17 protein-coding genes are annotated in these 12836 nt (G+C 67.3%); 9 read left to right on the forward strand and 8 right to left on the reverse strand.

What is annotated here, in order from left to right:
• The first annotated feature begins 27 nt into the window (after positions 1-27).
• From IE88_RS0108175 to IE88_RS0108185, 3 genes are read left to right on the forward strand one after another with little or no spacing between them, the layout of a single operon-like run.
• The gene (locus IE88_RS0108175) at positions 28-255 is read left to right on the forward strand and encodes a DUF2093 domain-containing protein (RefSeq protein WP_031552822.1); all 228 of its coding nucleotides are present in this window, start codon (positions 28-30) and stop codon (positions 253-255) included.
• Positions 255-1166 (forward strand): M23 family metallopeptidase, encoded by a 912-nt coding sequence (locus IE88_RS0108180; protein ID WP_051881707.1) that lies wholly within the window; start codon positions 255-257, stop codon positions 1164-1166. The genes IE88_RS0108175 and IE88_RS0108180 overlap by 1 nt, the downstream gene beginning before the upstream one ends.
• Positions 1163-2494 (forward strand): dihydroorotase, encoded by a 1332-nt coding sequence (locus IE88_RS0108185; RefSeq protein ID WP_031552829.1) that lies wholly within the window; start codon positions 1163-1165, stop codon positions 2492-2494. Before IE88_RS0108180 ends, IE88_RS0108185 begins: the two co-directional genes overlap by 4 nt.
• On the opposite strand, the gene IE88_RS0108190 is transcribed toward IE88_RS0108185, so the two are convergent.
• Positions 2481-2879, reverse strand: coding sequence for a TIGR02301 family protein (locus tag IE88_RS0108190; protein WP_031552832.1), 399 nt, complete (start codon positions 2877-2879; stop codon positions 2481-2483). The genes IE88_RS0108185 and IE88_RS0108190 overlap by 14 nt on opposite strands.
• 2 nt (positions 2880-2881) lie before the next feature.
• Positions 2882-3328, reverse strand: coding sequence for an NUDIX hydrolase (locus IE88_RS0108195; RefSeq protein ID WP_036766901.1), 447 nt, complete (start codon positions 3326-3328; stop codon positions 2882-2884).
• Between the two features lie 20 nt (positions 3329-3348).
• Here IE88_RS0108195 and IE88_RS0108200 point away from each other — a divergent pair, with 20 nt between their 5' ends.
• The 3 genes from IE88_RS0108200 (at position 3349) to IE88_RS0108210 (ending at position 5381) form a co-directional block, all read left to right on the forward strand.
• A complete protein-coding gene (locus tag IE88_RS0108200) occupies positions 3349-4020 on the forward strand; it encodes an SOS response-associated peptidase (RefSeq protein ID WP_031552838.1) in 672 nt (223 codons plus the stop codon).
• A complete protein-coding gene (arfB, locus tag IE88_RS0108205) occupies positions 4017-4442 on the forward strand; it encodes an alternative ribosome rescue aminoacyl-tRNA hydrolase ArfB (protein ID WP_031552841.1) in 426 nt (141 codons plus the stop codon). Before IE88_RS0108200 ends, arfB begins: the two co-directional genes overlap by 4 nt.
• 219 nt (positions 4443-4661) lie before the next feature.
• The gene (locus IE88_RS0108210; RefSeq protein ID WP_031552844.1) at positions 4662-5381 is read left to right on the forward strand and encodes a hypothetical protein; all 720 of its coding nucleotides are present in this window, start codon (positions 4662-4664) and stop codon (positions 5379-5381) included.
• A gap of 121 nt (positions 5382-5502) precedes the next feature.
• Here IE88_RS0108210 and IE88_RS0108215 read toward each other — a convergent pair whose 3' ends face one another.
• Positions 5503-6534, reverse strand: coding sequence for a patatin-like phospholipase family protein (locus tag IE88_RS0108215; protein WP_031552848.1), 1032 nt, complete (start codon positions 6532-6534; stop codon positions 5503-5505).
• Positions 6534-7325: a 3-hydroxybutyrate dehydrogenase gene (locus tag IE88_RS0108220; RefSeq protein ID WP_031552851.1), complete on the reverse strand. Its 792-nt coding sequence runs from the start codon at positions 7323-7325 to the stop codon at positions 6534-6536. The genes IE88_RS0108215 and IE88_RS0108220 overlap by 1 nt, the downstream gene beginning before the upstream one ends.
• Before the next feature lie 110 nt (positions 7326-7435).
• Between IE88_RS0108220 and mnmA the strand changes: the two genes are divergently transcribed.
• Positions 7436-8614, forward strand: coding sequence for a tRNA 2-thiouridine(34) synthase MnmA (gene mnmA, locus IE88_RS0108225; RefSeq protein WP_238319285.1), 1179 nt, complete (start codon positions 7436-7438; stop codon positions 8612-8614).
• On the opposite strand, the gene IE88_RS0108230 is transcribed toward mnmA, so the two are convergent.
• Entirely contained in the window at positions 8592-8966 is a 375-nt protein-coding gene (locus tag IE88_RS0108230) for a hypothetical protein (RefSeq protein WP_031552855.1), read from the reverse strand. The two genes, mnmA and IE88_RS0108230, sit on opposite strands and share 23 nt — an antisense overlap.
• A gap of 1 nt (position 8967) precedes the next feature.
• Positions 8968-9507 carry a hypothetical protein gene (locus IE88_RS0108235; RefSeq protein ID WP_156032497.1) on the reverse strand — a complete coding sequence of 180 codons (540 nt, stop codon included), beginning with the start codon at positions 9505-9507 and terminating at the stop codon, positions 8968-8970.
• A 159-nt stretch (positions 9508-9666) separates the two neighbouring features.
• Between IE88_RS0108235 and sucC the strand changes: the two genes are divergently transcribed.
• Entirely contained in the window at positions 9667-10860 is a 1194-nt protein-coding gene (gene sucC / locus IE88_RS0108240) for an ADP-forming succinate--CoA ligase subunit beta (protein ID WP_031552859.1), read from the forward strand.
• A gap of 3 nt (positions 10861-10863) precedes the next feature.
• A complete protein-coding gene (locus IE88_RS0108245; RefSeq protein WP_051881710.1) occupies positions 10864-11613 on the forward strand; it encodes a class I SAM-dependent methyltransferase in 750 nt (249 codons plus the stop codon).
• A 76-nt stretch (positions 11614-11689) separates the two neighbouring features.
• Here IE88_RS0108245 and IE88_RS17285 read toward each other — a convergent pair whose 3' ends face one another.
• Both IE88_RS17285 and IE88_RS17840 read right to left on the reverse strand, forming a co-directional pair.
• On the reverse strand, positions 11690-12490 hold the full coding sequence (locus tag IE88_RS17285; protein WP_051881713.1) for a cupredoxin domain-containing protein: 801 nt from the start codon (positions 12488-12490) through the stop codon (positions 11690-11692).
• A gap of 164 nt (positions 12491-12654) precedes the next feature.
• Positions 12655-12831, reverse strand: coding sequence for a CsbD family protein (locus tag IE88_RS17840; RefSeq protein ID WP_081871538.1), 177 nt, complete (start codon positions 12829-12831; stop codon positions 12655-12657).
• Positions 12832-12836: the final 5 nt, after the last annotated feature.

Genomic DNA, 12836 nt, shown 5'->3' on the forward strand with positions numbered 1-12836 from the left:
GACGGGCAAACCTGCTAGGAGCAGCGCATGCTGGATACGAACACGATGAACGGACCCGAAGCGAAGCTGCGCTATGGCGACGGCGATTTCGACGTGCTGCGCCCCGGTGCCTATGTCACCTGCGCGGTGACGGGAAAGCCGATCCCCCTCGAAGAGCTGCGCTATTGGAGCGTTTCGCGCCAGGAGCCCTATGCCGACGCGGTAGCCACGGCGAAGGCCTATGCGGCCGCGCTGGAGGCGGGAGAGAAATTCTGATGCGGCGGATCGCGACCACCGCCGCCATCCTCGCCATGAGCGCCTGCGCGGCGAATGCGCAGCCGCCGGAGCCGAGCCTGTCGCCCTCCAAGGGCGCGGGAATTGCGGGCGAGGCACCCGAAGATGCGCGCACGACCTTCACCGAGGACAGCCGGTTCACCCAGGGCGGCCTCGCCTTCGGGCAGACCGAACCGGGAACCGCCGTGGCGCTCGACGGCGAAGCCGTGCCGGTGACGCAGGACGGACGCTTCGTCCTCGGCTTCGGACGGGACGAGGATACGGAGGCGCGCCTGCGCCTCGCCTATTCCGACGGCAATGTCGAAGAGCGGTCCTTACGGATCTCCGACCGCTCCTTTCCCGAAAGCCGGATCGAGGGCGTGCCGTCCAATACGGTGAACCCCTATTCGGAGGAAGACCTCGAACATATCGCGGTCTCGACCGACAAGAAGACCCGCGCGCGCGAACGCTGGTCGCCCGATCCGATGTGGACGAGCGGCTTCACCTGGCCCGCCCGTGGGCGCATCTCGGGCGTGTTCGGCTCGCAGCGCTTCTATAACGGCGAGGCGCGGCGACCGCATTCCGGCCTCGACATCGCCGCGCCCGACGGCACGACGCCCATGCAGTTCGTCGGGACCGATATCGCAGCGCCCGCCGATGGCGTGGTGACGCTGGCCGAGCCCGACATGTTCTTCGAAGGCGGCCTCGTCCTGATCGATCACGGCCAGAACCTCGAGAGCGCGCTGATGCACATGTCGCGCGTGGATGTGCAGGCGGGGCAAAGAGTGCAGAAGGGCGATGTGATCGGCGGCGTCGGCATGACCGGCCGCGCGACCGGGCCGCATGTGCACTGGTCGCTGAAATGGCGCGACCGTCTGGTCGACCCGCTCCTGCTGGTGGAGAACGAAAAATGAGCCAGGCTTACGATACGATTCTCCGCGGCGGCACGGTGGTGAACCATGACGGGGCCGGTGCGCGCGATGTCGGCATCCGGGGGGGCAAGATCGCCGCGATCGGCCTGCCCTCCAATGCTTCTGCGGGCGAGGTGATCGACTGCACCGGGCTGCACGTTTTGCCCGGCGTCATCGACACGCAGGTCCATTTCCGAGAGCCCGGCGCGACCCACAAGGAAGACCTGGCGGCGGGCGCGCGCGGCGCAGTGCTCGGCGGCGTGACCGCCGTTTTCGAGATGCCGAACACGAACCCGCTGACCACGGACGAGGCGACGCTGGCCGACAAGCTGGACCGGGCGCGCGGCATGATGTGCGATCACGCCTTCTATATGGGCGCGACCCGGCAGAACACGGACCAGCTGCACGAGCTCGAACGCCTGCCCGGCGTCTGCGGCGTGAAGCTGTTCATGGGCGCCAGCACGGGCAACCTGCTGATCGAGGACGATGAGGGCGTGGCCGCGGTGCTGGCGAACGGAACCCGCCGCGTCGCCTTCCATTCCGAAGACGAATACATGCTGCGCGACAATGCCGGGCTGGCGCGCGACGGCGACTGGTCGAGCCACCCCGAGGTGCGCTCGGTCGAAGCGGCGGTCCGTTCCACCGAACGCCTCTTGCGCCTCGCGACGGAGGCGGGGCGCCGCATCCATGTCCTGCACATCTCGACCGAGGACGAGGTGCCGCTTCTCGCCGCGCATCGGGACGTCGCGACCTGCGAGGTGACGCCCCAGCACCTGACCCTCGGCATGGACGCCTATGAAAAGATGAGCGGCCGGGCGCAGATGAACCCGCCCGTGCGCGGCGGGCGGCATCGCGACGGGCTGTGGCGCGCGCTGCAGGAAGGCCTGTTCGACGTGATCGGCTCGGATCACGCGCCGCATACGCTGGAAGAGAAGGCCAAGCCTTACCCGAAGAGCCCGTCCGGCATGCCGGGCGTGCAGACCCTGCTGCCCGTCATGCTGACCCACATGGCCGAGGGCCGGTTGAGCATGGCGCGCCTGATCGACCTGACGAGCGCCGGTGCGCAGCGGGTCTTCGGCATCGCGAACAAGGGACGCCTGGCGCTCGGCTATGACGCCGACTTCACCGTGGTGGACCTGAACGCTCGGCGCGTCATCGAGGATTCGCAGATGGCGAACCTGTCAGGCTGGACGCCGTTCGACGGCTTTGAGACCACGGGCTGGCCGGTCGGCACGATCATTCGCGGGCGGCGCGTGATGTGGGAGGACGAGCTGATCGGCGATCCTGCGGGCGAGCCCGTGCGTTTCGTCGAAACGCTCAGGACGACCTGAAGGGGGCGTAGAGGCGCTCGGTCACGCCGAGCGCGGCCTCTGCCGCCAGCGCATAATCCTGCCGCGCCTGCCGGCCGCAGGTCGCGTGCTCCCGGCTGGTGTCCCGGTATTGCATGTTGAAGGCGTCGATCATCCGCACGCGGGTCGCGCCCATCGGCACTTCGAGCGGAATGAGGGTCATCAGCCTGCGCCGGAAGAGCTCGGGGCTGTCATCCGGATAGCAGACCTGGCGCAGGCGGTGCAGCGTGCCGAGATGGCCTGCCAGCGTGACGAGATCCTGCTGGCGCTGCTCGAAGGCCTCTGCGGCTTCCGGAATGGCCTGCGCGCCCGCAGGCGGGATGAGGACCGGCCAAGCGGCGAGGAGCGCTGCGGCCAGCCTGCGCACCTCTACTCCACCCGCCCCGCAAGCGAAGGCGCATTGGCGCGGCGGAAGGCCATGGCGCCCTGAAGGGCGAGGCGCGTCTTGTCCCAGGCGAGGCGGGACAGGGCCTCGGGATAGGAGACGAACTCCGCCTCCAATGCATCGTCGCCGGGGCGCGGCTCGCCTGAGAGGTGTTCGGCCACGAAATCGATCATGACGAAATGGCGCGGCTCGTTGCCGGTCGGCAGCGCCTCGAAGGCGTCGATCAGGCCGCGCACCTCGATCTCGATGCCGGCTTCCTCCTCGACCTCTCGCCGCACGGCGTCGCGCAGGGTCTCGCCATGCTCGACCTTGCCGCCGGGGATCGACCAGTGGTTCTGGAAGGGCGGGCGGCCCCTGCGGATGAGGAGCACCCGGTCGCCGCGGAACACCACTGCGCCCACGGAGAGGGTCGGCTTGCCGGAATCGGTCATGACCTCTCATAAGGCGTTCCATGAACGCGCGCTACGTCGTCACCGAATCGCCTTCATCCATGGGCGAGCATTTCGGCATCAGGCTGACCGAGAACTTTCCCGCGCGCTACAACATCGCGCCGAGCCAGCCCGTGCCGGTCATCCGCCTCGGCCCGAAGGGCGAGCGGCGCTTCGACCTCGTCCGCTGGGGCTTCGTGCCCGCATGGGACCGGCAGGGCAGCTTCCTGAAGAAGGCGATCGTCAATATTCGCTCGGAGACGGCGGCCGAGAAGCCGAGCTTCAGGAACGCCTGGCGGCGGCGGCACTGCCTGTTCCCGATGAACGGCTTCTACGAGTGGAAGGCGGAGGTGGGCGGCAAGCAGCCCTACCTGATCGCGCGGGACCGGGACATGCCGCTCTTCTGCCTCGCGGGGCTCTGGGAGGAGTGGATGGGGCAGGGCGGCGAGGAGATGACGAGCGCCGCCTTCCTGACCCGGCCCGCGCGGGGCCCGCTGGCGCAGCTGCATTCCCGCGTCCCGGTCTTCGTGCCGGAGGGGCGCTATGACGAATGGCTACATGCGGACGAACTGGACGATGCGCCCGCAAGGGACATCGTGGGGCTACCGCCGCCGGAGCTGACCTGGTGGAAAGTGAGCCGGAAAGTGAATTCGTGGAAGCCGGACGGGCCGGAGCTGATCGAGGCGGTGGAATGACCCTGCATGTGAGCGACCGCATCAAGGTCGAGGACTGGGAGCTGACCGAGAGCTTCACCCAGTCCGGCGGGCCCGGCGGGCAGAACGTCAACAAGGTGGCGACGGCGGTGGAGCTGCGTTTCGAGGCGGCGCGCTCGCCGAACCTTTCGCCTTCGGTGAAGCGGCGCCTGCGGCGGCTGGCGGGGCGGCGCTGGACGCAGGACGGGGCGCTGATCCTGCGCGTGTCCGACACCCGCTCGCAGGCCCGTAACCGCGAGATCGCGCGCAGCCGCCTCGCCGCGCTGATCGAGGAGGCGCTGACCCCGCCCAAGCGCCGCATTCCGACCAAGCCGACAAAGGCGAGCCGGCGGCGCAGGCTGGACGCCAAGACGCGGCGCGGGCAGCTCAAGGCGAAGCGGCAGGCGCCGGGGCTTGAGGAGTAACGGGGATCGGGCCCGTTCACGAATGATACCGAACTAATGAATGGGCGCTGTCTGCAATAATGTCTCGCTTGATCGGATCAGGAGAACGGGTGACCGGTCTTCGATGCCAGAATTCAGTAAGCTGTTCCCGCGTGGCGTGAGTGGCCAGGCTCATTCCGGTTTTGGCACTAATTGTGCGGATGGCACTGCCCGCGACCGTCGGAGAAAGACGAATTGAAGATGAGAACGGCTCTCGGCGCGCTTTTCGCGGCTTTGTCGACCAGTGGCTGCGTGACCACAGCCTTTCTCCTCGATGCGGCAACGAACACGGCGGTCGCGCCATTTAGTGCCGGTCGCGCCGAGGCCTTACAGGACGAAATGGATATAATCTGCGAGAAGCTTGGAGCCGCTTCGGCTATGGAGATCGACCACAGCCGCGGCGCCGCGATCTATGGTCGCGACGGGTGGTGCAGTGGCGTGTGCATCCGCGCTCTCCAAGACGGCTACGCGTTTGTTGATGTTTTCGATCTCGCCCGAGCACCAGGAGGTCGGCGTGATCTTGCATCGGAGCAGCCCGAGAACGTTCGGCGGTACAGTCTGGAGGACCGTTGGTGTTCAACGGGGACGATCCGTGACTGTATAGTCGGCCGCGACGTCGAAGAGGTCACGGGCGCCTACGAACCGATCTTTTTCTCCGCCGAATGGCCGACCGCGCGGCATGGTGGCCTCGGCGAGCACATCAGTCGTCGTCATGTCGGGGTTTTCGATCCGGCCCTGCGCATCAATGCGCGTCAGATCCGCGGGAGGTTCGAGGGGGTCAGAGACCGAACGACGGGCGCCCTTCAGGGGACGGGCCATCTCTTCCTAGAACGGACCGTGCCTGGAAGCCGCTTTCCGGCAGGTGATAACACGGAAGTCCTGAGCAGATGTTCGGTAGAGGGAGGGAAGACTGACTTTTGACCTCCAAAGAGCGGCCACGGGAAATGATGAAGGAGTGCCGAGTTAGGCGGCAGAGGGCTGCAAGATCATGCCGCCGGTGATGAGCGACGGCCGTTCCAACCGTGTCGCCATCTCCACAGCCTCAAAGGTCCAGGAACTCCGCGTGGAGGTTCACGGTCTCGCGTTCGCCCACGGCGTCCCAGTGGGTGTCGAGCCAGACCTCCGCCGCCTCTCTGCCGCGGTCGCGGAGGTCTTTGAGGAATTCCCAGTCGGTGTTGTATTTCGAGGCGAGGCTGAGGTCCTTGAGGGCCTTGTCGGCGCGGATGGCGTGGAAGCGGATGTCGGCCAGCTCGTGCGCCCGGTCCTCCCGCACCCAGCCCTCGCGCAGCAGCTTCTGGACGAAGGCGACGGCGCGCATCTCCTTGAGGAGGGCGGAGTTGAAGCTGATCTCGTTGACGCGGTTGTCGATGGCGGAGACGGTCTTGGGGATGTCCGGCCGCTCGATCGGATTGATGTGCACGACGAGGAGGTCCTGCACATCCGTCTCGTAGAAGAGAGGCCAGAGCGAGGGGTTCCCCATGAAGCCGCCGTCCCAATAGGCCTCCCCGTCGATCTCCACTGCCTGGAAAAGCTGGGGCAGGCAGGCCGAGGCGAGGACGGCGTCTGAGGTCATCTCCTCGTTCTCGAAGACGCGGACCTTGCCTGTGCGGACATTCGTCGCGCTGACGAAGAGCTTGATCTGGTTGCAGGCGCGCAGGGCGCGGAAATCGACGGCGCGCTCGAGCACGGTGCGCAGCGGATTGAGGTTCAGCGGATTGAACTGGTAGGGGCTGAAGGAGAGCCCCGCCAGCTCCATCGTCGCATAAGCGAGCCATTCCTCCGCCTCGGCGTAATAGGGAATGGCATTCTTGAAGGGCATGTCGGGCAGGCCCGCCATCGCCTTCATGTCCGAGACCTCGCGCCAGAACAGCTCGAGCGCGGCGCGCGCGCCCTCTTCGCCGTCGCGGGCGAAGCCGCAGCAGAGGACAGCGGCATTCATCGCGCCGGCGCTGGTCGCGGTGATGGCGTTGATCGCCACCCGCCGGCTCTGCAGCAGGCGGTCGGCCACGCCCCAAGCATAGGCGCCATGCGCCCCGCCGCCCTGGAGCGCGAGATTGATCGGCTTGCGCGCCACTATTGCGCGGTCCAGCCGCCATCCACGGTATAGGCGGACCCGGTGCAGGAGGCGCCCGCATCCGAGCAGAGATAGATCAGGAGGCCGTTGAGCTGTTCGTAGGTGACGAACTGCTTGGTCGGCTGCGCCTTGAGGATGACCTCGTTCTTGACCTCTTCCTCGGTCATGCCGCGCGCCTTGGCCGTGTCGCCGATCTGGCCGGTGACGAGCGGGGTCTCGACATAGCCGGGGCAGATCGCATTGACAGTGACGCCGCTCTCGGCCGTCTCCAGCGCCACGGATTTGGTGAAGCCGACCACGCCGTGCTTGGTCGCGACATAGGGCGCCTTGAAGGGCGAGGCGACGAGGCCGTGGGCCGAGGCGGTGTTCACGATCCGGCCGAAGCCCCGCGACTTCATGCCGGGCAGGGCGGCCTTGGTCGCATGGAAGACGGCCGAGAGGTTCAGCGCGATCATCTGGTCCCACTTGTCCTCCGGGAACTCGTCGATGGGGCTGACCTTCTGCATCCCGGCATTGTTCACGAGGATGTCGACCGCGCCGAAGGCCTCTTCGGCATCCGTGACGAGGCGGGCGGTTTCCTGCGCGTCCATGAGGTTGGCGCCGTCGAAGCGGACCTCGACGCCATGCGCCTCGGCGATGCGCTTTCGCTCGGCCTCGATCTCGTCTTTGTCGCCGAGGCCGTTGATCGTCACATTGCAGCCCTGGGCTGCGAGCGCTTCGGCCATGTGCAGGCCGATGCCGGAGGTCGAGCCGGTGACGACGGCGCTGCGCTCGCGGAGGTCTTCGAACATTTCAGGGCTCCCTGTTGTCTCTCCTCCCGCCGATAACACGGCGCCTCCCGCCGGTCGCCGCATTGCAGCAGCCGGTTCACGAAGACGCGTTCGGCGCATATATGCGGGCGATGACCGATACGCCTCTGACGAACGAAATCGCCGCTTCGCTGGATCTCGGCGTGCCGAAGGGCGCGCGCGTGGTCGTGGCCATGTCGGGCGGCGTGGACAGCTCGGTGACGGCCGCCCTCGTCGCGAAAGCGGGCTATGACGCGATCGGCATCACGCTGCAGCTCTACGACCACGGGGTCGCCATCCAGAAGAAAGGCGCCTGCTGCGCCGGGCAGGATATCGAGGATGCGCGCGCGGTCGCCGACCGCCTCGGCATTCCGCACTACGTTCTCGATTACGAGGATCGCTTCGGCGATGCGGTGATGGAGGATTTCGCCGAGACCTATCTTGCGGGCGCAACGCCCATTCCCTGCGTGCGCTGCAATGAGCGGGTGAAGTTCAAGGACCTCCTGCACACGGCGCGCGACCTCGGCGCCGAGGCGATGGCGACGGGCCATTACATCCGCCGGGCGGACGGGCCGGAGGGGCCAGAGCTGCGCCGGGCGGCCGATGCGGGCAAGGATCAGAGCTATTTCCTGTTCGCGACGACGCGCGAGCAGCTCGGTTTCCTGCGCTTCCCGCTGGGCCACCTGCCCAAGGAGACGACGCGGAAAGTCGCCGCCGAGCTCGGCCTCGTCGTCGCCGACAAGCCGGACAGCCAGGACATCTGCTTCGTGCCGGAGGGAAAGTATACCAGCGTCGTCGAGCGCCTGCGCCCCGGCGCGGCGGAGCCCGGCGAGATCGTCACCGAAGAGGGCGAGGTGCTGGGCCGCCATCCGGGCGTCATCCACTATACGGTGGGCCAGCGGCGCGGCCTCGACATCGGCGGCCTGTCCGAGCCGCTCTATGTCGTGCGGCTCGATTCGGAGGCGCGGCAGGTCGTGGTCGGCCGCCGCAGCTCGCTCCTCAAGGGGCGGGTGCGCCTGAAGGAGCTGAACTGGATCGGGGATGGAGAGGGCTTTCCACCCGGCATGGAGGTCGCGGTCAAGCTGCGCTCGACCCGTCCGCCCGCGCCGGCGGTGACGGGGCGGGACGAGCGCGGTCCGTTCGTCGATCTCGTCACGCCCGAAGAGGGCGTGGCGCCGGGCCAGGCCTGTGTCCTCTATTCGCCCGAGGCAGGGCATGGCCGGGTTCTCGGCGGCGGCTGGATCACGGCCGCAGAAGCCCCGGCAGCGCTTACGGACCGACCTGCGGCTTGAGCGGCTTGGGGCCGCGCTCCTCTTCGGGAGGGACGCTGCCATCCGAGGCGTGAACCTCCCGCCCGGCGGTCACGCTCCGGCCCTCGCCGCCCCGTGCGGCCAGAGCGTCTCTCGCCGTGTCCGTCATCGCGGTCGCGAGCGCGGGGGCGGAGGCATCGAGCGCCCCGAGGCCGGGAGCATCCTCGGAGCCGAGCTCGTCAGGTCCGGAGGGATCGCCGGGAGGAGAGAGGCGGCGCGGCATCATCGCGGTGACGCCGCGCATCGTTTCGGTCGCTCCGTGAATGGCGGTCTGCATCAGGCGCAGATGGCCGTCATAGAGCAGGAAAGGCAGTCTTGGAGCGTCGCCGGTCATGTCAGGCTCCTGTGTCCGAGGGATATTTCACGCGCGGGCCGTCATCGATGCCGAGGCCTTCCGAGGGCACCTTGCCGTCTTCGTCCTCCTGCATCGTGGCCATGCCGTGACGCTCGACCTCATCGGCTGCCGGCGCGGCGGGATTCTCGGCCCCGACAGGACGCTTGGGATCGCCGCTGGGAACCTCGACCTGACCGCGCGGGCCGCCATCGTCCTCGCCGGGCCCGTCCTGCGAGGGGGCCTCGCGGCCGCTCTTTGAGGACGGTTCGCGTTCGGCCCGGCGATTGTCCGAAGGCATGACGCCGTCGCCGTCATAGATTTCCTTGCGCTCTTCCTGGCTGCGGACCTCGTCCGCCTGCGAGACCTCCTCGGCGGGCTTGCTCTTCCAGTCATGGCCGGAATCGGCCGGGTCCTTCTGCGGCGTGTGGGTCTCGATATCGTGTTTGCCACCCCCCATCAGGCCGCTCAGCTTGGCCTTGGCGCGGCGATAGGTCTTGAGGAGGGGGCCGCCCTCCCTTTCGGGGTTCTGCGGAGTGGTCATCGCGCTCTCCATTTCTTCGGTCCTCTGGGAAACAGAACTGTGAACCCGCCGTTCCGCATCGCCGCATGAACTGGCAGTGAGACGCCCGATTGAAGGGCGCCGCCTCAGGCGCTAGTGCCTCTCGCGAACGAACATCCCGCAGAGCCCGGAAGCAGCGTCATGAACATTCACGAATATCAGGCCAAACAGCTCCTCAAGCGCTATGGCGCGCCCGTCGCGGACGGCGTCGTCGTCATGAATGCGGGCGAGGCCGAGGAAAAGGCGAAGCAGCTTCCCGGCCCGCTCTACGTGGTCAAGGCGCAGATCCATGCCGGCGGGCGCGGCAAGGGCCACTTCAAGGAAGCCGAAGCGGGCGAGAAGGGCGGCGTGCGCCTGACCAAGACGCCCGAAGAGGCCGCCGCCGAAGCCAGGAAGATGCTCGGCAATACGCTCGTGACCAAGCAGACGGGCGAGGACGGCAAGACGGTCGGCCGGATCTATATCGAGGATGGCGCCGACATCGACCGCGAGCTCTATCTCTCCGTGATCGTCGACCGGTCTTCGGGCCGGGTCGCGTTCATCGCCTCGACCGAAGGCGGCATGGACATCGAGGAAGTCGCCGAGTCGACGCCGGACAAGATCGCGACCGTCACCGTCGATCCGTCCGAGGGCATGACCGATGCGGTCGCGGACAAGCTGGTCGCGGCGCTGAAGCTCGACGGCAAGGCGGCCGAGCAGGGCCGCGAGCTAATGGGCACGCTCTACAAGGCCTTCACCGAGAGCGACATGGCGATGCTGGAGGTCAACCCGCTGATCGTCATGGAGAATGGCGGCCTGCGCGTTCTCGACGCCAAGGTCGGCTTCGATCCGAACGCCGAGTTCCGCCATGCCGAGTTCGAGGAGCTGCGCGACGAGACCGAGGAAGACCCCCTCGAGCTGCGCGCGGGCAAGTCGGACCTGTCCTACGTGAAGCTCGACGGCAATATCGGCTGCATGGTCAATGGCGCCGGCCTCGCCATGGCGACCATGGACATCATCAAGCATTACGGCGCCGAGCCCGCAAACTTCCTCGATGTCGGCGGCGGCGCGACCAAGGAGAAGGTGACCGAGGCCTTCAAGATCATCACCTCGGATGCCGGCGTGCAGGGCATCCTCGTTAACATCTTCGGCGGCATCATGCAGTGCGACGTCATCGCCGAGGGCGTTCTCGCCGCGGTCGAGGAGACGGGCCTGAACGTGCCGCTGGTCGTCCGCCTCGAAGGCACCAATGTCGACAAGGGCAAGGCGATCATCGACGGCTCCGACCTCAACGTGATCGCGGCGAACGACCTCGACGACGCGGCGCAGAAGATCGTGAAGGCCGTCCAGGGCTGACGATTGGACAATGCGCGCAGCTTCGGCGCCCATGCGGGCGCCTACAAGGCAGGGCGGCCGACCTATCCGGACGCCCTGTTCGACTGGCTCGCGCAGATGTCTCCCGCCCGGGAGGCCGTCTGGGACTGCGCCACGGGATCGGGTCAGGCCGCACTGGCGCTCGCCGAGCGGTTCGACCGGGTCTTCGCGACGGACATCGATGCGGCGCAGCTCGAACAGGCCGAGCCGCACCCGCGCATCGCCTATCGCGTCGCTCCGGCCGAGGCTTCGGGCCTTTTCGAGAACGGCGCGGACCTGATCACCGCGGCAACGGCGCTTCACTGGTTCGCAGGCAAGCCGTTCTGGGAAGAGGTGCGTCGGGTCGGACGACCCGGCAGCGTGTTCGCGGGCTGGGTCTATAGCGACATCATCGTGCCTGCCGCGATCGAGGATGCCTTGGTCGCCCCGCTGCGCGGGATGATCGATCCTTATTGGGCAGACGGAAACAGGATCGCCATGGCCGGTTACACGGCGGCGGCCCTGGAATTCCCGTTCGCCGAACTGACGGCGCCGCCCTTCGCGGTGGAGGTGTCGTGGAATGCCGAGCGGCTCATCGCCTATCTGCGGACCTGGTCCGCCCACACCCGCGCCATGAAAGAGCCCTCCCTCGCTTCGCGCCTCATCGCGGTCGAGGAGGCGGCGCTGGACCAGTTCGGCGGCGAGCCCTTCGAAATCCGCATGCCGCTTTCCCTGATCGGCGGGCGGGTCGGGTAGGGCTGTATCCGGCAGCGGGCGGCGCATGAAAAAGGGCGCCCTGCGGCGCCCTTTCCCTGGCATTCGGACCGGAGGCTTACGCCGCCGACTTCTTCCGGCTGAAGCGGAACGCGCCGCCCGCAATGCCGGCCGTCAGGAAGAAGGCTGCCGCACCGGGCAGCGGGACGGGAGAAATCTCCGCCGCGGCGACCGGGAGAAGCGCGACATAGCAGCCGCCCTCGACCGGCGTGTCGCCGAAATCGTCGCCGCAATTCCCGTCGACCTCGAACATCGTGCCGTCGCCGGTGCCATCGGCGAGCACGAGGCCGTGGATGACGATCTCCCGCAGGATCAGCGGGAAGAGGTCCTCCGCGCTGTAGACATTGCCGGTCGGCAGGGACGGCAGGAAGATCGAGCTGTCGGACAGGTCGAAGGTGACGTCATAGCTCGCCGTGCCGTCCTCCCCGGCGGTCAGGAAGGCCGTGCCGTTGCCCGGCTCGGTGACGAGCTGGAGGAGGATGTCCCCGTAGAAGGGCACGCCCTCCAGGGTCTCGACGAAGCCGTCGCCGTCACCCTCGCCGGTCGTGTCCGCGCTTTGCGGCGGCGTCACCGAATCGGCCGGCGTGCCGCCGGGCACGGCGACGCCCTCTTCGAAGAGGCCGTGGATGTGCATGGGGTGGGGGCCGGCAGCGAGGCCGGTGAAATCGAGGCTGACCTCGAGCGTGCCGTCCTCGGAATTGTAGACCAGCGTGCCGTTCCCATCGACGCCGCTGTCATTGAGTTCTTCGAAGTCGACCAGATAGGTCGTCAGATGAGCCGCCTGAGCGCCTCCCATGGACAGCGCTAGGGCAGCCCCCGCCGACATCAGCGCCGTCATCATCTTGTTGTTCTTGGTCATCCCAGTCGCCTCTCTCGCTTTGGTTAACGATGAAGAGACGGGCGGGAGAGGCTGGCGGTTGCGTCACGTCGGCGTGTAACTGCCAGAATCTTCAGTGTTTTGCCGTTATTCGAACAAAATGCCGCCCCCGGCGGGAAGCCGGGGGCGGCGGAAGCGTGGCAGTGTCACTTGCCCTTGAGGGCGTCTTTCACATTGCCGACGGCCTTGCGCAGGCTGCCTTCGCTCTTGTCGGCCTTGCCTTCGGCTTCGAGGTTCTCGTCGCCGGTCACCTTGCCGGCCGTCTCCTTGACCGAGCCCTGGACCTTCTTGCCTTGGCCCTTGGCGTGCTGTTCGTCTGCCATGTCGT

The organism is Parvularcula oceani, from assembly GCF_000733125.1.
Classification (GTDB): Bacteria; Pseudomonadota; Alphaproteobacteria; order Caulobacterales; family Parvularculaceae; genus Parvularcula; species Parvularcula oceani.